Source organism: Marisediminitalea sp., from assembly GCF_984433645.1.
In genome coordinates this window covers 1-22,795 of the sequence record NZ_CFIDRX010000062.1, presented here as the reverse complement: position 1 = coordinate 22,795, position 22,795 = coordinate 1, and the positions used below count along the sequence as shown (strand labels likewise).

The window sequence follows — 22,795 nt, the reverse complement described above, 5'->3', positions numbered from 1 at the left end:
GGCCTGTTTTTTGTGTTTTATCGCTGGGCGAAAAAACGCAAAGGCGCTGCGTTAGCGATTGGACTGTTTGTTCAAATGATGCTGCCAGACCCCAAGGTCGAACACACCATTGAGTGGATTGCTGAATCGAAGGAAAAACGCCTGAAGAAACAAACGCAAAGTGAAGATGATCACTAAGTTCACCACGCCCTACCTGCTGTTTTCTGTAAACGCTGCCCCCCCGTAAACAGGGAACGGGCAGCAAACCATGAACAGAGCTCATGCATTGATGAAATAAAACCATTTTTTTTCATAATATGATAGGCGTATAACTTACACCGTGCTCCAGTTACCGCCAGCAGTTGTAGTCGGTCAGCTGCGCACAACAAAAGGAAAAGAGTTTAGGTTTTATCTCGGAAAAGAGACGAGCAAATCATCATGAATACCGATTTTACATTTACCATTAAGCGCGTGAGCTTCGATGAACATTATCATCCGGCAGACAGCACCCGTATTACCACTAACTTTGCAAATTTGGCGCGTGGTGAAAAGCGCCAGGAAAATCTCCGTAATGCGTTGCGAATGGTAGACAACCGCTTCAATGCACTCGCAAATTGGGACAATCCCAAAGGTGACCGTTATTCAGTTGAGCTTGACATTATCTCGGTTGAAATGGATGTTGCGGGTAGCGGTGAAAGCTTCCCGTCAATCGAAATACTGAAAACGAATATCGTCGATCACGTCACTAACGAACGTATTGAAGGTATCGTCGGCAACAATTTTTCATCGTATGTTCGCGACTACGACTTCAGTGTGGTTCTGCTGGACCACAATAAAAACCAACCCCAATTCTCGGTACCCGGAGACTTTGGTGACTTGCACGGCAAACTGTTTCAGCACTTTGTTAACTCAGAGGCTTACAGAGCCCACTTTAAAAAGTTGCCGGTCATCTGTTTAAGTGTGTCTGACAACAAGGTGTATCACCGCACCGAAAACCAGCATCCTATTCTGGGTTTTGAATACCTGGCCAATGAAACGTCGCTTACCGAGCAGTACTTTAAAAAGATGGGGCTGCAAGTACGGTATTTTATGCCACCTAACAGTGTGGCACCGCTGGCGTTTTATTTCTTCGGCGATCTGTTGAACGATTACACCAACCTGGAATTGATCAGCACAATTAGCACCATGGAAACGTTCCAGAAAATTTATCGCCCGGAGATCTACAACGCCAACGCCGTGGCAGGTAAATGCTATAAACCAAACTTAAACAATGCTGATCATTCCATAACACAAATTGTGTATGACCGCGAAGAGCGTAGTCGCCTTGCAAAGGCCCAGGGCAAATTTGCTGAAGAGCATTTTATAAAGCCTTATCAGCACATCCTTGAACAATGGTCAGCCAACCACGCCTAACCCGGCATTCTGTTGACCTTATATTGCAGAGATTTACCATGAAAACACTGTTACCCACCTCTACAGCAGGCAGTTTGCCAAAGCCATCCTGGTTAGCCGAACCGGAAAAACTCTGGTCACCCTGGAAGTTAACTGAACAGGGACTTGCCGAAGGAAAAAAAGATGCGTTGCGACTGTCATTACAAGAGCAACAGCACGCGGGCGTTGACATAGTGAGCGACGGCGAGCAAACCCGCCAGCATTTTGTGACGACCTTTATTGAACACCTCAATGGCGTGGATTTTGAGCAGCGCGAAACCGTGACAATTCGCAATCGTTACGAAGCGAGTGTACCCACGGTGGTTGGCCCGGTGTCCCGAACCAAACCGGTGTTTGTCGATGACGCCAGGTTCCTCAGAAAGCAAACTAACCAGCCAATTAAATGGGCCTTGCCTGGCCCGATGACAATGATTGATACCTTGTACGATGCGCACTATAAAAGTCGCGAAAAGCTGGCCTGGGAGTTTGCCAAAATTCTCAACGAAGAGGCCAAGGAACTCGAGGCAGCCGGCGTAGACATTATCCAGTTTGACGAGCCGGCTTTTAACGTGTTTTTCGACGATGTGAACGACTGGGGCATCGCTGCCTTAGAACGGGCGATTGAAGGCTTGTCTTGTCAGACAGCCGTGCATATCTGTTATGGCTATGGCATTAAAGCCAACACAGACTGGAAGAAGACACTGGGTTCAGAGTGGCGCCAGTACGAAGCCGTATTCCCTAAACTGCAACAATCCAATATCGACATTATTTCGCTGGAGTGCCATAACTCGCACGTGCCCATTGAACTGTTGTCGTTGATCCGCGGAAAAAAGGTAATGGTCGGCGCTATCGATGTGGCTAACCATGCCATAGAAACACCGGAAGAAGTGGCCAATACACTGCGTAACGCCCTGAAATATGTCGATGCCGACAACCTCTACCCATGCACTAATTGCGGCATGGCACCGCTGCCGCGCGATATTGCCAATGCCAAACTTAGTGCGTTGAGCGCAGGTGCTGCCATAGTGCGCAAAGAACTGGAAACATCAAGGTAGCGGTCATTAATAGAGCCCGAAAGGGTTTCCAAAACACAAAGCCTGGCGTTACCCCCTATTAAGATAAAGGCAGTAAGGTAAACGCCAGGTTTTCATCGACTGACTAGAAAACCATTTAACTTCGCTACATTGCCGATGCAGGTGACTCTACCACCAGCCAGCCAATCACAGTCACAGCCCCCGCATACATGAGCAGCCCCGCATAATTGCCACTGAATACCAATGGCAATACAGTTAATACAAGACTCCAGGCAAGCCACTTTCTAGCCCGTGACGACAGACCAAAACCCAGCTTACTGTGCCCATTGTGCTTTTGCTGCTGTTGGCGGCGACGGGGGTCCGAGCAGGTCAACAGCAGAATGACAACCAGGCTAAACAGAATAAAGGGTAACGTCGCAATCAAATGGTTCATTTTGCCGCTCCTGACAGGGTTCCGACATGTTCACTGGCTACCGCTTCTGTTGCCGTGTGATCGCTTTCCTGCGCTTGGTTGGATGCATAGACGCGATAGAAACACCACACGCCGCAGAGTAACAACACAGCATCAATAAACATCAGCGCAACGTTGCCTTGTTCGATGGCCTGTATCCACCCAAACCCGGAGGTCAGATAGCGAATAACCGGCAGTGCTAAACACAGCGCGCCATTCGCCACCAATAAGATCAGCTGAAGCTGCCTTACTGACCTGATAATCAGAGTAATGAGTGAAACCATTGCTGCGGCCAGCAAAAACGATACGGGTGTCCAGAGACTCTGATTCGATTGCAGTGCACCGCTAACAAAAAAGCCCAGTGCGCTGCTGAGTGAACACAATGGCAGTCCGGTGAAGCCCCACACGCACATGCGGCTGAACCACTGCCAGCCAGTCGCTTGTTTTTCATTTCTGAACGCGTACAACTGAAGACCAGTGATAGTGACGTAGCAAGAGGCGACACCCAGGCTGATCCATATGATTTTCGACATGAGTCCGGCGAACGTGCCAAAATGAATCGGATAGATCAGCGACATAATGGCACTACCGGCAGACGGTACAGTGCCTACCAGCGGCTTATACTCAACAAACTCACCATTGGTTGCGTCGTAGACCCGTTGAGCAAACCCGACCTCACCTTCCGTCGGCATAAAAAACGCAGTCAGACTGGCAGACTCCGTCCCCAGTGCGAAATGGCAATAAAGGTCGGTACTGCAGACTGATTACCGATGGCATCGGCCAGCATACCGTTGATGCTGGCGGAGTCTTGTGGCGCTTCACTTTTGTGCGCCTGCTCACCCACCAACGTATGCATCATGGCTTCCTGATCGCCACCAAATGCCACCACCGCCATTGCGGGCAAACCAAACGCGGTAGCAAAACTGAAGAAGCTTCCCGTGAACGCCAGCAATATCGCAAACGGGATACTCCAGGTTCCCGCCACAGTATGTGAATCGCGTTTCAGCGGCTTGCCATCACGCTGTTTACGAATCGTAAATAAGTCGGTAAACAAATGGCGATGCATCATAAATCCGGATACCGCAGCAACCAGCATTGCCAGGCCTAAAATACCGGTTAAAATTAAGCCCCAGGGTGCCGGTAGGTGTAATTCGGTGTGAATTGATACCAGGAAGCGGCTGAGTGCGTAACTGTCGTCCTGCGCGTAGATATCACTGCCAAATCCTTCCCGCTGCTGAACAATCTCGCCTTGCCCATTCACTTTGTACTGAACGCCGTATTCATCCATTACGCCACTGGGATTTTGCTTATGAGTGTGAAAGAAAAACACCAGATTCTGGCGATGATCTTCGTAAGCTGAAATTTCCTCCAGATAAGCACTGTCGGTTTGGGCTGCCAGTGTTGCCAGCACGCTATCGACGTCCTGTGTTGCCAACATCTGCTGATTGAGATTGCTATTCGACCACTCACCCACTTCGTCTGACACGACGGCTACCGTACCGGTAAAAATGACTGCGTACAGCAGCATTCCCAACACGATCCCCGACCAGGAATGCAGGCTGAGTAACGCCTTAGCTTTGGAGCGTATGGGTTGTTCGTTTAGGTTGCTCATTATTTCCCCCAGAACTGAAAGGCCAGAATAACGCCGTTGACCACTGCCAACACAACCAGCAACCACCAGGCGGATTGCATACGTTGTGTCAGATAGGTGTAGAAAAACAACACCGCCCAAATCAACGGAAACATAACCAGTGGCACGATGATGTTATTGACCTTTCCGATTCCTGGCGGAAACCAGGCCGCCATCGCCAGCATCACCAGTAAAGTCACTACCAGTGTTGCAGGCCCGCTTAACCAAAATCGTTGACTGGACAGAAACGCGAACGGGTGACGTTGTACATTCATGCCAAACTCCCTCTTTAATCGTTGTTACCGTTTTGGAGTAGTAAACACGACATCCAAAACGCGAAAACGCCCGGTGTTTACACCGGGCGTTTTATTGCCATGCAGGTTGTATCACCCCTGCTCGAACAGCGCTTTAGTAGTTCCAGTGCAGCGACAAGCTGTAGTTCACTGGTGAACCAACAAACGCCTGCTCGGTGCGTACTGAGCTCAGATAATCTTCGTTCAGAATATTATCCAGATTCAGGCTAACTGAAATCTGCTCGTTAACGCTATACTGCACGTAGCCGCCCAGCAACGCGTAGGCATCCTGGCTAATTCGACCAAAGCCGGTAGTGAAATAGGTTTCACTTTGCCATCTCAGCGACACACCCGCTTTCAGCTTTTCTTCCCACGACGGGGTGTAATCCGCCAGTAACTTCAGCGTGCGACGAGGAATAAAGGTACGCGCTTCGTTACCCGCTTCGTCGTCCATTGTCAGTGCAGTAAATCCACCCTGAACAAACCACTCATCTGACACCTGACCTGATACTTCCAGTTCGAAACCGTTCGAATCAACGGTGACCCCGCGGTACAAGGCATAGTTGAAGTCATCTGAGTAATCGTCGTCATCGATGCCGTCACCGTCTCCGTATTCAATGAACTCATACAGGTTTTCCTGTTCAGTTCTGAACACCGCAAAGCTGATCAGCAGGTTGTTATCAAGACGTTTTTTCACGCCCAGCTCGTAACTGCGACCTTCGGCTGAGCCCAGCGGCTCAAGGTCTTCATTCAGGTAATACTGCGGCTGATAAATATCACTGTAGCTACCGTAGAAGTTAAGATCTTCCCAAACTTCCCAGGTAAAACCGATATACGGACTGCTGCCGTCTTCAGTGGTAGAGGTTGATGCTCCCCAGGACTCACCTTCGTTTTCGTAATCAACAAAACTGGCACCCAGCACAAAATCAAAATCTTCAGTAACGGCTAACTGCAACGCACCGTAGTAGCGATTAAGGGTGATATCGGTGAAGCCCGCCTGATAAGGGTCAGCCCAGGTCGGTCTGGCAACTTCAGTACCCGTCCAGTTAGGCAGTGCCGGCATTACATCAAAGCCAGACAGCGCACCAAAATCCATATCACTGGTTTCAGCGTCGGCCAGGCTTACACCTAAATTAAAGGTGTGTTCCAGACCCCATGCTTCGAACGTACCCTGCAGGTTGTTGTCCCAAATCAGGGTTTTATCATCGGCGGTAAACTTACCTGGATAGCCCAGCATGCCCAAGCCCGTGCTGCTGTCCAGACCGGTGTTGTAGTAAGCGTAAAACAGCTCTGACTGATCTTCGTAATTAATGTAGTTAACCTTACTGGTAAAGTTCAGGTTGTCATTAATAAACCAGCTCACCTCGGCGAAAGCCGTTTGGTTAAGGGTATCCCAGTAAGTCCAGTCCATAGCCGTTGTAGTGGACTCATCAAAATCGACTTGTGTCCCGTCAGAATAAATTTGAGGTACCGCACCCCATGTTACTCCGTCACTGTTGTTGTCCTGGTGTGAATAACCGAACGTCACGGTAAGCGCATCGCTGATCTGGCCGTCGACAACACCATAAAAAATGGTACGGTTATTTGAATAGTGATTCAGCCAGCTGTCTTTGTCCTGATGCACGACAACAGCTCGCGCCGCCCAACTGCCTGACTCGGTCAGTGGCGTTGATACATCTGCAACGGCGCGGAAATTATTCCAACGACCGGCGGTCAGTGACACACTGGCCTGCTTCTCGTTGCCTGGGCGCTTACGAACATAGTTCACCGTACCCGACGGGTTACCCAAGCCGGTAATCAAGCCATTAGAACCGCGAATAAATTCGATTTTTTCGTACATGGCCGTATCCAAATCGCCAACGAAAATATCACCGAACGGAATACCAGAGCCGTCAATGTGCATGCTGGTAATGTCAAAACCACGGGCATTGAAATAAGTGCGGTCAGTTTCACTCTGATCGACATTGATACCTACCACCTGTTTAAACAAGCTGTTGATATCAAATAAATTGTAGTTGGCAATAGTGTCATCTTCGATGATCGACAATGACTGTGGTGTATCAAAGCTATCCAAACCCAAACCAGTGGCACCTGAACTCACGCGTTGGATACGGCTTTCAACAATACGGATGACTTCTACGTCATCCTGCGCAGTATCTGTCTGGGCAGATTCGGTTGTCTGTGCGTGGAGGCCAAACGCCAGCATAATGGGCGACAGCGCAAAAATTTGCTTCTTGGTCATAGTGTTCTCTGGATCAGTGTGGGTAAATATTTCGGCTGCATTATAGAGACTAAAGCTTAATTCGTAAATGATAATTATTTTTATTTATGTATTTGTTAGTATTTCTTTGCCAGGAGATGACAATAGAATAGTTAGGCCAACAAACGTGATGACCGGGAAGGCGTGCTGTAGGTAAGCGGCTATTGCCAATAAAAAAGCGAACCCTGTTGCTCAAGGTTCGCTTTGTTTGTGAGTAAACTTGCTTTGCTAGACTTAGCTCTGGCGGCGGTGTGTACGCTCTTTTCTAAGCTTGTGTTTCTTTACCGAACGGCGCATTCGGCTCAAACGGGCATGGTCGAGCTTATTCTGGCGGTCATCTACCATACTTTCGTTTTCTTGCGGCAATTGCACCAAACCACGTAGCGCATTGACATCGCTGAGCGGTAGCTCTACCCACGCCCCTTGTGGCAGACGTTTTTGCAGTTCAATGGGTCCGTAACGCACGCGGATCAGGCGGCTCACCTGGCAATCCTGAGTCTCCCACAGGCGACGTACTTCACGGTTACGGCCTTCTTCCAGCGTCACGTTGAACCACTGGTTAACACTTTCATCATCGTTAGGGCGTGGCTTAATGGTAGTGAATTTAGCCAAGCCATCTTCCAGTTCAACCCCTTTGGTCAGCGCTTGCAGTGATTTGGAAGACACCTCACCAAAAATACGCGCTGCGTATTCGCGCTCAACTTTACAGCGAGGGTGCATCAATCGATTCGCCAGTTCGCCATCGTTGGTGAACAACAGCAAACCGCTGGTGTTAATATCCAGTCGGCCCACCGCAATCCAGCGGCCCTGACTGATATTCGGCAAGCGATCGAACACCGTACTGCGCCCTTCCGGATCAACACGGGTACACAGCTCGCCTTCCGGCTTGTTATACATCAGCACACGACACACCGGTGTCTCCTGCTGACGGGCTAATGCGTGTCCGTCTACGCGAATTTGCGCCGTTGCATCTACGCGATCGCCCAATGTGGCAACCGCGCCATTAACCGATACCCGGCCCTGCTCAATCCAGCGTTCCATTTCCCGGCGAGAACCGAGGCCATGATTAGCAAGGACTTTCTGTAATTTCTCTGTCATTAGTGTAATGGCTCTGTTTGGTCGCTATCACCTAATACATGTAACGAGGCATCTGCAACGTCTTCCAGTGACTGCATAAACGCGTCTGCATTAGGTAAGTCCGACAAGGACTTCAGCGAAAAATAATCTAAAAATTGTTTGGTAGTGGCATACAATGCCGGCCTGCCCGGTACCTCTTTATGGCCCACTACCTTAATCCACTCACGTTCAGTGAGGGTTTTGATGATGTTACTACTCACCGCTACGCCCCTTACCTGCTCTATTTCACCACGGGTAATAGGCTGACGGTAAGCAATTAACGCCAGGGTTTCTAACATCGCCCGGGAATATCGCGGGCTGCTCTCCTGCCACAATCTGCTCAGCCAGGGGCTTAAGCTGTCGAGTGACTGAAACCGGAACCCACTGGCGACTTCTACCAGTTGGATACCGCGCGGTCGGTAATCGAGCATTAATTCATCAAGCGCTGATTTTATCGCTTTATCGGCTACGGTAAAATCCGCCAGTACGGTATTTTTCAATTTTTCTATCGAAACCGGCCCATCTGACACAAATATTGTAGCTTCAATGAGCTGTTTTAGCTGTTGCGCATTAATCTTCTTCATGATGACTTCCCAATTTCACATGAATTCTGGCATAAGGCCCGGCCTGTACGAGTCGAATACTTTGCCCTTTTACCAGTTCCAGAATGGCTAAAAACGTCACAACGGCACCCGCGCGCCCTTCTTCTGCGGTAAATAGCGCTTCCATAGGGGTGTAAGTATCAGTATTCAGCGTTTGCAGAATTTTACTCATTCTTTCCCGGGTGCTCAGTGCTTCAGGCGCAATATGGTGATGCTCAAACGCTGCTGCACGTTGCATAGCAGCAGAAAACGCCATCACCAAATCCTGTAAACTCACGTCAGGCTGGATGATGACCGGCTCAATACTGTCGTCGGGTGTCACCGAAACGTCGAAGATATCGCGTTCCATGCGCGGCTGCAGATCCAAATCTTCCGCCGCCTGCTTTACCAGCTCGTATTCTTTTAACCGGCGAATTAATTCCGCGCGCGGATCGGCTTCTTCGTCATCGTCGTCTGAGCGCTTAGGTAGTAACAACCTTGACTTGATCTCCGCCAAAATGGCGGCCATAAGCAGGTATTCTGCAGCCAACTCCAGCTTAAGGGTTCGCATCACGTCGACGTATTCCATGTACTGCCGGGTGATTTCCGCTACCGGCATACTGGTAATATCAAACTTCTGTTTGCGAATTAAATACAACAATAAATCAAGCGGGCCTTCAAACGATTCCAGAATCACTTCCAGCGCATCTGGCGGAATATACAAGTCTTCCGGCTTTTGGATAACCGCTTCACCATGCACAAACGCCAGCGGCAGCGGCTGCTGCACTGGCTCATTGGTAGGCAAAGACGGGTTATCGTTTGAATCTGTCATTACTGAAAAGGCGTGATATCGCCAGCACCTTCACGCACGATAACCGCTTCGCCTTCGCTTAAGTCCACCACGGTTGTGGGCTGCTCACCCAAATAGCCGCCATGTAAAATCAGGCCAACCTGTTTTTCCAGCTTGTCGCGAATTTCATCTGGATCCGATTCGGCTACCTGCGCACCAGGCAATATTAACGACGTCGACATCAGCGGCTCGTTTAACTCTTCCAGTAACGCCAGTGCAATCGCGTTGTCCGGCACCCGCATGCCAATGGTTTTGCGCTTCGGATTTTGCAATCGGCGCGGCACTTCACGTGTAGCTTTTAACACAAAGGTGTAAGGCCCGGGGGTGTTATTTTTAATTTGGCGAAATGCCGTATTGTCTACTTTTGCGTAAACAGACAGTTCGGACATGTCGCGACACATAAGCGTAAAGTTGTGGTCTTTGTCGATTTGACGTATGCGGCAAATCTGTTCCAGCGCACGCTTATCTTCCATCTGGCAACCAATGGCGTAGCCTGAATCGGTGGGATACACCACAACTTCCCCCTGGCGAATCAACTCAACCGCTTGCTTGATTAAGCGGGTTTGCGGGTTGTCGGGGTGCACATAAAAAAACTGACTCATACAATTATCTCTCAGAGGATAAAACAGGCGTTAACGCCCAATCATGCCACACTGGGGTCAGTGTATCGCTTTTCAGACCGCAACGCCCGAGTTCTGTCCAACGCCCCGGCATATGAAAATCGGAACCGGCCGACGCCAGAAAACCGTATTCGTCGACCAATTCAAAAAGCAATTGTTGTTTAGCCGGGTTTGCCGTTGGGAATACCACTTCAACAGCATCGCCTTTTGCGTGTTTAAAATCTGTCAGTAAACGGCGCAGCCACTTGGTCGTAATATCGTAATGCAGAGGATGTGCAAGTACTGCCTGACCGCCTGCGGCATGGATCGCTTCAACCGCTTCAGCAATGCTTGCCCATTCCGCTTTCACCGCGGCCCGTTTGCCTTTACCCAGGTACTTCTTAAAAGCAGACTCCATGGACGTTACCGAGTAGCAGTCCACCAGCACCCTGGCAAAATGGGCCCGGGTGATTTGGCCGTCACGCGCGTATCGCTTGGCTCGTTCCAATGTACCTTCGAATCCACACTTTGCCAGCTTATCGGCAATTTTAGCGGCACGTTCATCACGTTTTTGCTGTTGAACATGCAAAAAGTCTTGCAGGGTTTGATTGTGCCGGTCGATGTTTAACCCCACAACGTGGATCTCAAAGCTATGCCAATGGGTAGAGATTTCCACCCCATCGATTAGTTGTAAGCCCGGATAGTGTGCGGCAACGCCGTCGTGAGCTGCGTCGAGGCCTGCTGTGGTGTCGTGATCAGTAATAGCCAGCACATCTACCTGCATGTTCTGCGCCCGCATTACCAACTCGGCGGGCGTCAGTTGCCCGTCGGAAAAAGTCGTGTGACTGTGTAAGTCAATTTTCATGTATTTTCAAATTTATGGTTGACACAGTGTGCGTTTTGTTTTCTTCTATAGGCCAAGTATACGGATTGATAGTGCGATTGCCTATCAAACTTCAACGATAAAGAATTAAGACAGAATACGACAATGCTCAAACAACCCCTAAACAGCCTTAACGTGGCAACTATCTGGTGGTGGCACTCCCTTCGATAAACGGGCGGTGTGAGCGTTAGTGCGCAGAATAAACAAAAAAAGGCCCGTAACATACGGGCCTTTTTTTTAATTTTTTTTAACCGGAGTAAAGCAATGAGTTTGGCCGAATTAGGCGTCGTACCGGGAAAAGTGGAAACCATCGAAAGAACGGCGACCTACGTAAATGATCCACTGGCAGCCTTTGCCGGGCTTTGCGGCGATCAGCCCCATGCCCTGCTATTGGAGTCTGCTGAGATTGACAGCAAAGACAACTTACAAAGTTTGTTAATGGTCGACGCCGCTGTGCGTTTCGAGTGCCGCGGTCAACAGGTGTCTTTGGAAGCACTCAGTGCCAATGGCAAAGGCATTCTGCCCTTGTTTACCAAACTCAACCTGCCCGGGTTACAGTGCCAGGTTGTCAGTGAAACACAACTCACCCTGACCTGTGATACCAGCCATGACGCACTGGACGAAGACGCACGCCTCAAATCAGCCAGCGTATTTGATGTACTTCGCAGCGTGGTTAATGAAATCAGCCCCATTCGCGAACACCAGAATGCGGTATTTTTGGGCGGCGTCTTTGCTTACGATTTGCTGGCTACGTTCGAACAACTGCCCGAGGTACAGGAAGGCGATAACGACTGCGCCGACTACGTGTTATATCTGGCTGAGACCCTGATCACCTTCGACCATCAAACCCGTCAGGCAACCTTGCTGGGCAGTGTGTTCAGTGGTGCAGATGTAGCAACCAGTTATTTTGCTATTGCCCAACGCCTTGAGCACCTTGCTGCGGAATTGCAACACATCCCGGCGCTCGACCTGACACCTGCAGAAGTGGACGATGTCTCGCTTAACGTCGACAAATCAGACGAAACCTATTGCCAGGACGTGCTGACCTTAAAAGAACACATACTGGCAGGGGATATTTTCCAGGTTGTTCCCTCCCGAACGTTCTCGCTTCCCTGCCCTGCTCCACTGACTGCCTACGCCGCATTAAAACAACAAAACCCCAGCCCCTACATGTTTTATATGCAAGACAAAGATTTCACTATTTTCGGCGCATCGCCGGAGTCTGCATTGAAGTACTCCGCCGAAAGCAACGTGGTAGAAATTTACCCGATTGCCGGTACGCGTCCTCGGGGCAAACGTCCGAATGGCGAAATCAATCCCGATTTAGACAGCCGCATTGAACTGAACCTGCGTGAAGATCAGAAAGAAAAAGCAGAGCATCTAATGCTGGTAGACCTGGCCCGCAATGACGTTGCCAAAGTGTCTGAACCTGGTACGCGCTATGTAAAAGATCTGTTGAAAGTTGACCGCTACTCCCACGTAATGCATTTGGTATCCCGCGTAGTGGGCCAGTTGCGCAGCGACTTAGATGCCCTGCATGCCTATCAGGCGTGCATGAACATGGGCACATTAGTCGGCGCCCCTAAAGTCAGTGCCGCAAATTTAATTCGCAAAGTAGAGCAAAAGCGCCGGGGCAGTTATGGCGGCGCGGTAGGGTATTTGAATAATGCCGGTGACATGGATACCTGTATTGTTATTCGGTCTGCCTTCGTTAAAAACGGCACCGCTTATATTCAGGCCGGTGCCGGTGTGGTGTACGACTCTGACCCGCAAGCCGAGGCAGATGAGACTCGCAGTAAAGCCCAGGCTGTAATTAACGCAGTAAAAAGTGCCATGGTAGTAAAAGGAGCATCCGCATGAGTCAGCCAATCACCGTCTTTTTGCTCGACAACGTCGACTCATTTACCTACAACCTGGTAGATGAGCTACGCACCATGGAACTGAACATTGTGGTGTACCGCAATAACGTGCCGGCACAATTATTATTCGATAAAATGCAGGCAGCGGCTGAAAATGGGCCGGTTTTACTGTTATTATCCCCGGGTCCGGGCGCGCCTCACGAGGCTGGATGTATGCCAGAGCTACTGACGTTGGTTCAGGGCCACTTCCCGGTATTGGGAATTTGCCTGGGTCATCAGGCTATTGTGGCCCATTACGGCGGCAAAGTAGGCCGGGCTGAGGACGTTATGCACGGTAAATCATCGGCGATTACCCACACCGGCGAAGCTATGTTTGCAGGCCTGCCGCAGCCACTGCACGTTGCCCGTTATCACTCATTGATGGCAACGGAACTACCAGACGGCTTAGCCCCTCTGGCGACAGTTGGTACAACGGTAATGGCGGTTTACCAGGCACAAGACAACATGCTGGGTTTTCAATTCCACCCTGAGTCGATTTTAACCGCCCAGGGCAGCCAGTTACTGTTGCAAAGTATTCACTATTTGACCAAAGGGGCCGAATCCCATGGCTGACTATACGGATATCATTGAGAAGCTGTTTGACGGCCAGCATCTGGCTCAAGCTGAAGCCTTCTCAGTATTTAATCAGGTGATGCACGGTGAGTTGTCAGAAGTGAAGCTGGCCACCTTGCTTACGGCGCTGAAAATGAATGGCGAGTCGCCGAATGAAATTGCCGGCGCAGCCAGTGCCATGGTGTCGAATGCGCGGCCATTCCCTACACCAGACTACGCCTTTGGCGATATTGTTGGCACCGGCGGCGACGGTCACCACACCATTAATATTTCCAGTGCCGCGGCGCTGGTCGTTGCAAGTTGCGGCATCAAGGTCGCCAAACACGGCAACCGAAGTGTGTCGAGCAAATCAGGCTCAGCTGACTTTTTCCGCGAATGCGGTATTAAACTCGATATTACCCCTGACATTGCGCGAACTTGTTTAGACGACACTAACTTCTGCTTCTTGTTTGCACCTGTCTATCACGCAGGCATGCGTTTTGCGGCCCCGGTTCGGGCTGAAATGAAAACCCGTACCCTGTTTAATATACTCGGTCCGTTGGCGAATCCGGCGGGTCCCACCTTTGGCGTTTTTGGCGTCTATACGCCGACGTTACTGGATGTTTACGCCCAGACACTGAATTTAATGGGCCAACAACGCGCTTTGATCGTACATGGTGATGGTCTGGACGAACTCGCTCTGCACGGCCCAACTCAGGTTGTGGAACTCGAGCATGGCAGTACAACACAGTACACCTTAACGGCCGATGACTTTGGCCTGCAGAGTGCGCCGCTCAGCGCTATCGCCGGTGGCGAGCCACATGAAAACAAAGCCATGATAGAGGCTGCACTGTGTGGCAAAGGGCAAGAGGCACATATTGCAGCTATTGCCATGAACGCAGGTGCGCTGTTAAAAGTCGCCGGTGCGGCAGATTCATTTAAGCAAGGTGCCAGTCTGGCACTCGATGCCATGGCCAACGGCGCCCCATTACAATTGATAAAAGACGTGGCTGAAGTCAGCCAGCAGGAAGTAACCGAATGAGCAACGTACTTGCCAAAATTGTAGAAGACAAACACGTTGAGTTAGCTGCGCGGATGGCCGCTTTACCACTGGACACAGTTAAGGCCAACCTCACGCCCTCCACCAAGAGCTTATTTGACGCCCTTTCAGCGCCAAATGCCGGCTTTATACTGGAGTGTAAAAAAGCGTCGCCTTCTAAGGGCCTGATCCGTGAAAAATTTGACCTGGACGAAATCTTAGCGGCCTATACGCCCTATGCGGCGGGTATTTCCGTGCTAACCGACGAGAAATACTTCCAGGGAAATTACGACTACCTCGCCTACGTGACTGAGCGGGTTGAACAGCCGGTACTGAACAAAGACTTCTTTGTTAATGAATACCAGGTCTATCTGGCCCGTTATTACAATGCAGATGCCATATTGTTGATGCTGTCGGTGCTCGACGATGAGACCTATTCAAAACTGGCCGCGTTAGCAGACAGCCTGGCGCTAGACATACTGACCGAGGTCAGCAATGAAGAAGAAATGCAACGCGCGATTGCGTTAAAAGCAAAAATCATCGGCATCAACAACCGGGATTTACGCGATCTGTCTACCGATCTGGCCACCACCGAAAAGCTGGTGCCCATGCTGGAAGCTGCCACTCACGAGTACGTGGTGATCAGCGAGTCTGGTATTTATACCCATCAGGACGTGTTGCGCCTTGCCCCATTGTGTCAGGGTTTTCTGGTAGGTAGTGCACTCATGGCGCAGGCCGACCTTGAGCTTGCTGTTAAGCAACTGGTATACGGCAAGGTAAAAGTCTGTGGTATGACCCAGGCCGAGCAAACAGCTCACGCGTTCCAAAGTGGCGCAAGTTACTGCGGACTGATATTTGCCACCCATTCCAAGCGTTGCGTAACACCCGAACAAGCCAAAGCGATTGTTGAGCAAACGCCTGGACGCTATGTTGGTGTGTTTGTTAACCAGCCCATTGAAATGGTGCTAAAAGTGGCGAATGAACTGTCACTGGCAGCGGTGCAACTACACGGTGACGAAGACACCGTATTCCGCCAGCACCTGCGCAACGGACTACCAAAAGGCTGTGAAATCTGGCAGGCAGTCGGTGTGGCTGGCGAGTTGCCTTATTTAATTCATGCTTTGTTAGACGACGAAACGCTGGACCGCGTATTGCTTGATTGTCAGGTAGGCAAAGAAACCGGCGGAACCGGTCAGCAATTCGACTGGTCGCTCATTCACAATGAACTGGAATTAGACAAACTTATTATTGCCGGCGGTATTTCACCAGCCAATGTGGCAGATGCGCAGGCAACGGGTGCCGACATGGTCGACGTGAACTCAGGCGTAGAAACCAAGCCCGGTGATAAATCAGACGAACAGGTAACCGCACTTTTTTCGGTGTGTCGCCGATATTAATGAATCAGGACCACAAATGAATCAATTAGATGCAAAATTTGGGGAATACGGTGGCATGTACGTGCCCGAGTTACTTATTCCCGCGCTGGACCAACTGGAGCAGGCTTTTCTGGAAGCCAAAGATGACCCGGCGTTCAACGCCGAGTTTATGTCGTTGTTAAAAGACTATGCCGGTCGCCCGACGTCGATGACGTTAACCCGTAACCTGGTCTCTAATCCCAAGGTTAAACTGTACCTCAAGCGTGAAGATCTGCTTCACGGCGGCGCGCACAAAACCAACCAGGTATTGGGTCAGGCACTGCTGACCAAACGCATGGGTAAAACCGAAGTTATCGCTGAAACCGGCGCTGGTCAACACGGTGTGGCAACAGCACTCGCCTGTGCTTTATTGGGATTAAAAGCCCGTATTTACATGGGTGCCAAAGACGTTGAGCGCCAGGCTCCAAACGTATTCAGAATGCGCCTGATGGGCGCAGAAGTCATTCCGGTCGATTCAGGCTCAGGTACACTGAAAGACGCGGTAAACGAAGCACTGCGTGACTGGTCTGCAAACTACGACAAAGCGCACTACCTGCTGGGCACTGCGGCAGGCCCGCACCCCTTCCCGACCATCGTGCGTGAATATCACCGCATGATTGGCGAAGAAACCCGCGCTCAAATGCTGGAAAAAGAAGGCCGTCTGCCAGACGCCGTCGTCGCCTGTGTAGGTGGAGGCTCAAATGCAATCGGTATGTTTGCCGACTTTATCGACGAACCTTCGGTACGTCTGGTAGGTGTCGAGCCTGCCGGTAAAGGCGTGCACACCAAAGATCACGGTGCGGCCATAGGCAAAGGCACCAAAGGCATTCTGCACGGTGCGTATACGTACATCATGCAGGATCAGGATGGTCAGATTGAGGAAAGCTATTCAGTGTCAGCCGGTCTGGACTACCCTGCCGTTGGCCCTCAACACGCTTACCTGTCAGACATTGGCCGTGCAGAATACGTTTCTGTAACCGATGACGAAGCACTCAATGCATTCCAGTTGCTGGCCCGCAAAGAAGGCATTATTCCTGCCCTGGAGTCGTCTCACGCACTTGCCTACGCACTGAATATGGCTGATGAAGCTGAAGATGACACCATCATTGTTGTTAACCTGTCTGGCCGCGGTGACAAAGACCTGGGTCATGTGATTGGTATTTTAGGAGACCAGGTCAATGGATAGATATGCAGATATGTTTGCTCGTTTAAACGAGCAGAATGAAGGAGCCTTTGTTCCCTTCGTCATGATTGGCGATCCGGACCTGGAAACCTCAGAAAAAATTATTACCCAGTTAATTGAAAGCGGCGCAGATGCTTTAGAGTTAGGCATTCCCTTTTCCGACCCGGTAGCAGATGGCCCGACAATCCAGAAAGCCGCGATTCGCGCGCTGGATAATCACGTTACGCCAACCTCTTGTTTCGAACTGCTTGCACGTATTCGTGCCAAATACCCGGATATTCCGGTTGGCCTGTTACTGTACAGTAACCTGGTACTGGCAAAAGGCGTCGAACATTTCTACGCAGAAGCTGCTAAAGCTGGCGTCGACTCAATATTGATTGCAGATGTCCCAATCCGCGAAGCCAAGCGCTTCATTGATACGGCAAACAGCAACGGTATTAAGCAAATCCTGATTGCCCCGCCTAACGCCACGGATGCGACATTCCAGGCTATTGGCGACTTATCTGCAGGCTATACCTATCTGCTTGGCCGTGCTGGTGTTACGGGTGCGGAAACAGCGGCAACCATGCCTGCTGCGTCTCTGATTGAGAAACTCACCAACGTTAACGCTGCCCCACCATTACTGGGCTTTGGTATTTCTAACCCGGAACAGGTTAAACACGCTATCGAAAGCGGTGCTGCAGGCGCCATTTCAGGTTCAGCGACTGTGAACCTGATCGAACAAAATCTGCATGGCGTGCCAGCCATGTTAAGCGCGCTGGACGGGTTTGTTTCTTCAATGAAAGCGGCAACAAGGAAGTAACTATGTTTTATATGATTTGTGCCACTGACGTGGAAAACAGTCTGGAAAAACGCCTGGCTGCGCGCCCTGCTCACCTTGCGCGTTTAAATGCACTGAAAGACGAAGGCCGCTTGCTAATCGCGGGCCCCTTCCCTGCCATTGACAGTGAAGACCCAGGTCAGGCCGGCTTTACCGGTTCGTTGGTGGTTGCAGAGTTCGAGAGCCTGAACGATGCGCAAAGCTGGGCAGACGCCGACCCTTACATTGAAGCGGGTGTGTACGCCTCTGTAGTCGTAAAACCCTACAAAAAAGTCCTGCCATAAACCGCAAAACGCTAACGCAGGTGCAATTTCGTTGCACCTGCGCCACGCAATGATAGTATATTCAGACAACATTCAGCCAGGTAACGCTATGCTAGCGGCATAGTTAGTCAGGTTACTGCCATCGTCGGAGTATTATGTACAGATTGAGTACCCTAGGCATTGTATTGTTCATGTTGCTGTCGAGTCCTATTGCGTCGGCACAGCAGGACCAAGCCAAGCCGGTTAAAAACACTACGCAAGCTGCTGAGCAAGCCAGACGGCATGTTGACGGCCGCGTGTTAAAAGTGGACAAGACCAAGAGTGCTTATCGCGTAAAAATGCTTAAAAAGTCCGGCCGTGTGGTTACCCTGGATGTCGATAAACGCTCAGGCGAAGTGAAGCCGAGCAAACGGAGCAAGGACGGTCAGTAGTATGAGAATCTTAATTGCCGAAGATGACAGCCGGTTGTTAATGCAGCTCGATGCACTATTACAACAACAAGGCTACAGTGTGGATTTAGCCGATGATGGCGATAAAGCCTTGTTCCAGTTAAAAGAGGTCAATTATGACCTGGCCATTGTGGATATTGGCCTGCCCAAGCTGGATGGTTTCGATGTCATTCGTCAGGCACGCGCCCATGGCGTCACCACTCCGGTGTTAATCCTGACCGCGCGCGATCGTTGGCAAGAAAAAGTGGAAGGCCTGGATGCCGGTGCCGACGACTATCTCACCAAACCGTTTCACAATGAAGAGTTGCTGGCACGCGTGAAAGCACTGATCCGCCGGGCGTCTGGCCAGGCGAGCTCACTGATTGAATTCGGACCAGTAAGCCTGGACATGCAGGCCAAGGAAGTTCAGGTTAATGCCCGTTCCATGGACTTAACCGCTTACGAATACAAAGTCATGGAATACCTGATGTTGCATCCCAAAAAGGTCATATCTAAAACCGAGCTGACCGAGCACATTTACGATCAGGACTTTGATTTGGACAGCAACGTTATCGAGGTGTTTGTCGGTCGCTTGCGCAAAAAGCTTGACCCAAACAACACCCTGAAGCCCATTGAAACCCTGCGCGGGCGTGGCTATCGGCTTAGTCAGTCACTCACCGGCGAATAACCGCTGGTGCGCAGCTTATCGCTTCGGGTACGAAGCCTGCTCATAGCCTGTGTGGCGTTGTTGGTCTTTATACCCGTTACCGTATTTACCTTGTCTCAGGCCTATACATCGAGTCTGGAAGAAGCAAAGTACAACGAACTCAAGCTCATGACCTTGTCGCTCATTTCCGTCTTTGAAATGGACGACGGCGCGCCGGTTATGCCCGATATGCTGTTCGACGAACAGCTCAACTTACCTGACTCTGGTTACCTGGGGGTGATTCAACTCACTCAGGCTACCGTGTGGATCTCAGCTTCAGGACTTGAAACACACGTTGATACCCTGCCCACACCACCGGACATCGGTGAGGAATTTTACGTCGCCGGACACCCGCTGGATGGCCAGCACCCGGATTATTTTGTTTACAGCTACACTGCCGAGTTCGAGGACGGTGATGGTTACCTGCCCGTAACATTTTTCGTATTTAACCATAACGCCGATTTTGAAAACGAACGCAGAATATATTTGCGCTCGGTGTGGCAATACCTGATTGCATTGGGGTTTGGCCTGATTATCCTGCTGGTTCTGGGTATGAATACTTTGCTAAAACCCGTTCGCGCGTTGATTCAGGAAATTGAACTCACCAGCCATGGTCAGCAACACCAGCTAAGCGCAAACTACCCCAGTGAATTTACCCCGCTGAAGCAAAGTATAAACGCCCTGCTAAGTGCTGAGGCAGAGCAGCGACAGCGCTATAAAAACAGCCTGGGAGATTTAGCCCATAGCCTTAAAACGCCCCTCGCCGTTGCCCTGGGTACACCAGACCTGCCGCGTTCTGCACAAGAACCGCTCCAGCAAATAGATGCGCTGATTCAGCGCCAGCTAAAGCGCGCTACCGCCGGCGCGAGTAGTTGGGATAAAGGTATCGAAATTGCCCCTGTGGTCAAACAAATCACCAATGCACTCAACAAAGTGTACCGGGACAAATCATTACAGATATCGGTTGAAGGCAACGACGGCCAGTTTTACGGCGACAAAACTGACCTGATGGAGATACTGGGTAACCTGATGGACAACGCCTGTAAAGCGGCCGACCGTCATATTCGCATTACGATCACAGAACACCCGTATCAAACCGATCTTTGCATTGAGGATGATGGACCAGGCATACCACCAGAGCAGGTTGAACGCCTGCTAACACGCGGGCAGCGTCTTGACGCCTACACCGAAGGACAAGGGATAGGTATGGCCGTGGTTGCCGATTTACTGGCCGCTTACGAAGCCAAACTTGCCATAGGTCAATCAACTCTGGGCGGCGCCATCTTCACACTGAGTTTTCCTGCCCCTTTGCGGATGCCGGGCTCAGGCAACACCTGAACAGACTCAAGGCTGTCGATAAATCCGTGTCGACAGCCAACGACAACCTGCCCTTTCTTACTGCTTTCAAATCCGGGGGCTGACTCGATAAAGCTCGTACCGAACCGTGCCTGACTGCTTCTTTTTAGTCAGCTCTGTAAACTCTGGCAGTGCTTGTAGCTGTTGGATACCATCGTGTGCGTCCCATTCAATAAATGAAATATACTGAGGCGCAAGGGCATGGGGGTTGTGCGCACTTAATACGATCCCTTCAATGTTATGCATCAGGCGCCCACCAACTTTATCCAACAGCGGCGGTAAGCTGACTAAGTACTCGGCATAGTCACCGGGATTAGAGGGATTTGCCCATGCAAATGCAATGGTGTAAGCCTTGTCCTGACTGAATTCGAGTGACAGTACGTCGGGTAACTCGTGATCATAGAGTCTCAACGCTTCCCAGGCCTCGCGTCTCAACGCTTTTACGCCTGAGAAAGACGGCAGCGCCTGAAATGTTTTTTGTGCTTTTAAAGAAGGCCACCGGCTGATAACGAACACATTGGGCGAAAAGTCGCCCGACAGCGTTTCTTCAACCAGCAACACACCTTCCTGCCGATAACCATGCTTTCTGGCTGTCTCGGCATTTTGTTCAAAATACCGATCACGCAGTGCTCGCTTTTCCGGCTCAGTCACAGGTGCAATCAACTGCATAATCTCACCCGGTGCATATTGCACCAATAGCGTTTTTTCGTCGGCTTTAGAGACGAGAGGCATCATAGTAAGAGAAAATATAATACTTATCAGGCACTTCTTAACGAGTACCGGCCAAAATTCCGTTTTACTCAGTGTCATGTGTTTTTCCAGAACGTCTAAATTCACTATTTTTACACTGTATCAGTGCGTTTTTTGTAAAACACGGTTTGTTTTTTAATCGCAGTGGTGCATTATCGTTCCATGGACGATTGGAATGACTACGCTCTTATTCTGGCGCTGTACCGAGCTGGCACACTGCGCGGCGCAGCAATAACACTGGGTACAACACACACTACAGTAGCCAGACGACTGGCATTGCTGCAAAAACGCCGTGACGCCCGGGTATTTGAAAAAGTACCCGGTGGATACCGTGCGACCCAGTTTGGCGAGCAGTTGGTCAGTGTTGCCAAAAAGCTTGAAGACATAGTGCTACTTTCTGAGCGCCTTCATCTGACATCGCCCGACGATTTGTCGGGTCCGCTCACCCTGTCGTTAGGCGAGCCTATGTCGCAGTTTCTGTTGGTCAAGGAACTCGGCGAATTTGCTCGTACCTACCCAAATATTCAACTGAAGATAAACAGCTCAACGGAATTTGCCGATCTCGACAAGGGTGAGGCGGATGTTGTGATCAGAGGTGCACACAAGCTGCCGGAACATCTGGTAGGCAGAAGAATGTTTAAGTTGGGTTTGTGTTTTTATGCTCACAAAGACTATTGTCAGCGAGTACAAAAAAAGGACTGGCGCTGGATTGCTCCCGGCAATAGTGCAATGTGGCCAGAATGGCTCGCAGAGTCACCCTATCCTGATGTACCAATAGGTATTGTGATTGATGAAATCGTTACGCGCTTTCACGCTATTGCCGCTGGGGTGGGTATGGGAAGAGCTGCTTGTTTTATGGGCGATGTTAATGAAGACATGGTGAGATTACCCGGTAGCGAGCCCACACCGTCCTATGATATTTGGGTACTCACGCACCCTGACTTACGCGACCAACCCAAAGTGAAACTCTTAATGAAGTTTCTTATAGATGCACTGCTACGCAAACAACAGTTAGTGGAAGGCCAGCTCCCTTTGCAGTGAATGCAATTAAGGCAATTTTTGTTCGTTGAGAATTATCGCCACAGCAATTGCCTTCCCTGTATTCTCCTGTGCTCTCCCCTTAACTCTCCGCTTCATGCGCTTTTGCCGTTGGCTTCACATCATCATCGCTGGAGAGCAGAATGGCCAACCATCGGCTTTCCTCCCGTGACTCGAGGGCGATTTTTACAATCATGGTAAGTGGGACCGACAGCAGCATACCTACACTGCCAAGCAACC

At 50.4% G+C, this 22,795-nt stretch carries 24 protein-coding genes and 1 pseudogene; 13 read left to right on the top strand and 12 right to left on the bottom strand.

Annotated features, from left to right (window positions below; genetic code table 11):
• The first annotated feature begins 417 nt into the window (after positions 1–417).
• Both AC4MRN_RS09910 and AC4MRN_RS09905 read left to right on the top strand, forming a co-directional pair.
• A complete protein-coding gene (locus AC4MRN_RS09910) occupies positions 418–1,392 on the top strand; it encodes a DUF1852 domain-containing protein (protein ID WP_073322508.1) in 975 nt (324 codons plus the stop codon).
• 38 nt (positions 1,393–1,430) lie between these two features.
• Positions 1,431–2,465 carry a methionine synthase gene (locus tag AC4MRN_RS09905; protein ID WP_073322510.1) on the top strand — a complete coding sequence of 345 codons (1,035 nt, stop codon included), beginning with the start codon at positions 1,431–1,433 and terminating at the stop codon, positions 2,463–2,465.
• 124 nt (positions 2,466–2,589) lie between these two features.
• Here AC4MRN_RS09905 and AC4MRN_RS09900 read toward each other — a convergent pair whose 3' ends face one another.
• From AC4MRN_RS09900 to AC4MRN_RS09855, 10 genes are all read right to left on the bottom strand, one after another.
• Positions 2,590–2,877, bottom strand: a complete 288-nt coding sequence (locus AC4MRN_RS09900) for a hypothetical protein (protein ID WP_491203177.1) — start codon at positions 2,875–2,877, stop codon at positions 2,590–2,592.
• Positions 2,874–3,587 carry a PepSY domain-containing protein gene (locus AC4MRN_RS09895; RefSeq protein ID WP_491203176.1) on the bottom strand — a complete coding sequence of 238 codons (714 nt, stop codon included), beginning with the start codon at positions 3,585–3,587 and terminating at the stop codon, positions 2,874–2,876. Before AC4MRN_RS09895 ends, AC4MRN_RS09900 begins: the two co-directional genes overlap by 4 nt.
• A gap of 11 nt (positions 3,588–3,598) precedes the next feature.
• Positions 3,599–4,507 carry a PepSY-associated TM helix domain-containing protein gene (locus AC4MRN_RS09890; protein ID WP_491203175.1) on the bottom strand — a complete coding sequence of 303 codons (909 nt, stop codon included), beginning with the start codon at positions 4,505–4,507 and terminating at the stop codon, positions 3,599–3,601.
• Positions 4,507–4,800, bottom strand: coding sequence for a hypothetical protein (locus tag AC4MRN_RS09885; protein WP_073322515.1), 294 nt, complete (start codon positions 4,798–4,800; stop codon positions 4,507–4,509). The genes AC4MRN_RS09890 and AC4MRN_RS09885 overlap by 1 nt, the downstream gene beginning before the upstream one ends.
• 133 nt (positions 4,801–4,933) lie before the next feature.
• Positions 4,934–7,060: a TonB-dependent siderophore receptor gene (locus AC4MRN_RS09880; protein ID WP_475071865.1), complete on the bottom strand. Its 2,127-nt coding sequence runs from the start codon at positions 7,058–7,060 to the stop codon at positions 4,934–4,936.
• 252 nt (positions 7,061–7,312) lie between these two features.
• A complete protein-coding gene (gene rluB / locus AC4MRN_RS09875) occupies positions 7,313–8,176 on the bottom strand; it encodes a 23S rRNA pseudouridine(2605) synthase RluB (protein ID WP_073322519.1) in 864 nt (287 codons plus the stop codon).
• The gene (gene scpB, locus AC4MRN_RS09870) at positions 8,176–8,778 is read right to left on the bottom strand and encodes an SMC-Scp complex subunit ScpB (protein ID WP_073322521.1); all 603 of its coding nucleotides are present in this window, start codon (positions 8,776–8,778) and stop codon (positions 8,176–8,178) included. The genes rluB and scpB overlap by 1 nt, the downstream gene beginning before the upstream one ends.
• Positions 8,765–9,607 (bottom strand): segregation and condensation protein A, encoded by an 843-nt coding sequence (locus tag AC4MRN_RS09865; protein ID WP_370239938.1) that lies wholly within the window; start codon positions 9,605–9,607, stop codon positions 8,765–8,767. Before AC4MRN_RS09865 ends, scpB begins: the two co-directional genes overlap by 14 nt.
• On the bottom strand, positions 9,607–10,227 hold the full coding sequence (locus AC4MRN_RS09860) for an L-threonylcarbamoyladenylate synthase (RefSeq protein WP_073322524.1): 621 nt from the start codon (positions 10,225–10,227) through the stop codon (positions 9,607–9,609). Before AC4MRN_RS09860 ends, AC4MRN_RS09865 begins: the two co-directional genes overlap by 1 nt.
• Positions 10,228–10,231: 4 nt before the next feature.
• Entirely contained in the window at positions 10,232–11,089 is an 858-nt protein-coding gene (locus AC4MRN_RS09855; RefSeq protein WP_370245905.1) for a PHP domain-containing protein, read from the bottom strand.
• A 282-nt stretch (positions 11,090–11,371) separates the two neighbouring features.
• Between AC4MRN_RS09855 and AC4MRN_RS09850 the strand changes: the two genes are divergently transcribed.
• From AC4MRN_RS09850 to AC4MRN_RS09805, 10 genes are all read left to right on the top strand, one after another.
• Entirely contained in the window at positions 11,372–12,967 is a 1,596-nt protein-coding gene (locus AC4MRN_RS09850; protein ID WP_491203174.1) for an anthranilate synthase component 1, read from the top strand.
• A complete protein-coding gene (locus AC4MRN_RS09845; protein WP_073322530.1) occupies positions 12,964–13,578 on the top strand; it encodes an aminodeoxychorismate/anthranilate synthase component II in 615 nt (204 codons plus the stop codon). The genes AC4MRN_RS09850 and AC4MRN_RS09845 overlap by 4 nt, the downstream gene beginning before the upstream one ends.
• Positions 13,571–14,599 (top strand): anthranilate phosphoribosyltransferase, encoded by a 1,029-nt coding sequence (gene trpD / locus AC4MRN_RS09840; protein ID WP_491203173.1) that lies wholly within the window; start codon positions 13,571–13,573, stop codon positions 14,597–14,599. The genes AC4MRN_RS09845 and trpD overlap by 8 nt, the downstream gene beginning before the upstream one ends.
• Entirely contained in the window at positions 14,596–15,993 is a 1,398-nt protein-coding gene (trpCF, locus tag AC4MRN_RS09835; protein WP_488799813.1) for a bifunctional indole-3-glycerol-phosphate synthase TrpC/phosphoribosylanthranilate isomerase TrpF, read from the top strand. The genes trpD and trpCF overlap by 4 nt, the downstream gene beginning before the upstream one ends.
• A 16-nt stretch (positions 15,994–16,009) precedes the next feature.
• On the top strand, positions 16,010–17,197 hold the full coding sequence (gene trpB / locus AC4MRN_RS09830) for a tryptophan synthase subunit beta (protein ID WP_155014293.1): 1,188 nt from the start codon (positions 16,010–16,012) through the stop codon (positions 17,195–17,197).
• Positions 17,190–17,996 carry a tryptophan synthase subunit alpha gene (gene trpA, locus AC4MRN_RS09825; protein ID WP_491203172.1) on the top strand — a complete coding sequence of 269 codons (807 nt, stop codon included), beginning with the start codon at positions 17,190–17,192 and terminating at the stop codon, positions 17,994–17,996. The genes trpB and trpA overlap by 8 nt, the downstream gene beginning before the upstream one ends.
• A gap of 2 nt (positions 17,997–17,998) precedes the next feature.
• A complete protein-coding gene (locus AC4MRN_RS09820) occupies positions 17,999–18,298 on the top strand; it encodes a YciI family protein (RefSeq protein WP_370245908.1) in 300 nt (99 codons plus the stop codon).
• Between the two features lie 134 nt (positions 18,299–18,432).
• Positions 18,433–18,708 carry a PepSY domain-containing protein gene (locus tag AC4MRN_RS09815; RefSeq protein WP_073322542.1) on the top strand — a complete coding sequence of 92 codons (276 nt, stop codon included), beginning with the start codon at positions 18,433–18,435 and terminating at the stop codon, positions 18,706–18,708.
• Between the two features lies 1 nt (position 18,709).
• Positions 18,710–19,393: a response regulator transcription factor gene (locus AC4MRN_RS09810; protein WP_073322544.1), complete on the top strand. Its 684-nt coding sequence runs from the start codon at positions 18,710–18,712 to the stop codon at positions 19,391–19,393.
• A gap of 6 nt (positions 19,394–19,399) precedes the next feature.
• Positions 19,400–20,749: an ATP-binding protein gene (locus AC4MRN_RS09805; protein ID WP_491203171.1), complete on the top strand. Its 1,350-nt coding sequence runs from the start codon at positions 19,400–19,402 to the stop codon at positions 20,747–20,749.
• Between the two features lie 66 nt (positions 20,750–20,815).
• Here AC4MRN_RS09805 and AC4MRN_RS09800 read toward each other — a convergent pair whose 3' ends face one another.
• Positions 20,816–21,577, bottom strand: a complete 762-nt coding sequence (locus tag AC4MRN_RS09800; RefSeq protein ID WP_491203170.1) for a DUF1330 domain-containing protein — start codon at positions 21,575–21,577, stop codon at positions 20,816–20,818.
• 102 nt (positions 21,578–21,679) lie between these two features.
• On the opposite strand from AC4MRN_RS09800, the gene AC4MRN_RS09795 reads away from it, so the two are divergent.
• Entirely contained in the window at positions 21,680–22,558 is an 879-nt protein-coding gene (locus AC4MRN_RS09795; protein WP_491203169.1) for a LysR family transcriptional regulator, read from the top strand.
• A gap of 79 nt (positions 22,559–22,637) precedes the next feature.
• Here the strand turns inward: AC4MRN_RS09795 and AC4MRN_RS09790 are convergent.
• Positions 22,638–22,795 (bottom strand): annotated as a pseudogene (locus AC4MRN_RS09790) (AI-2E family transporter); the annotation flags it as partial.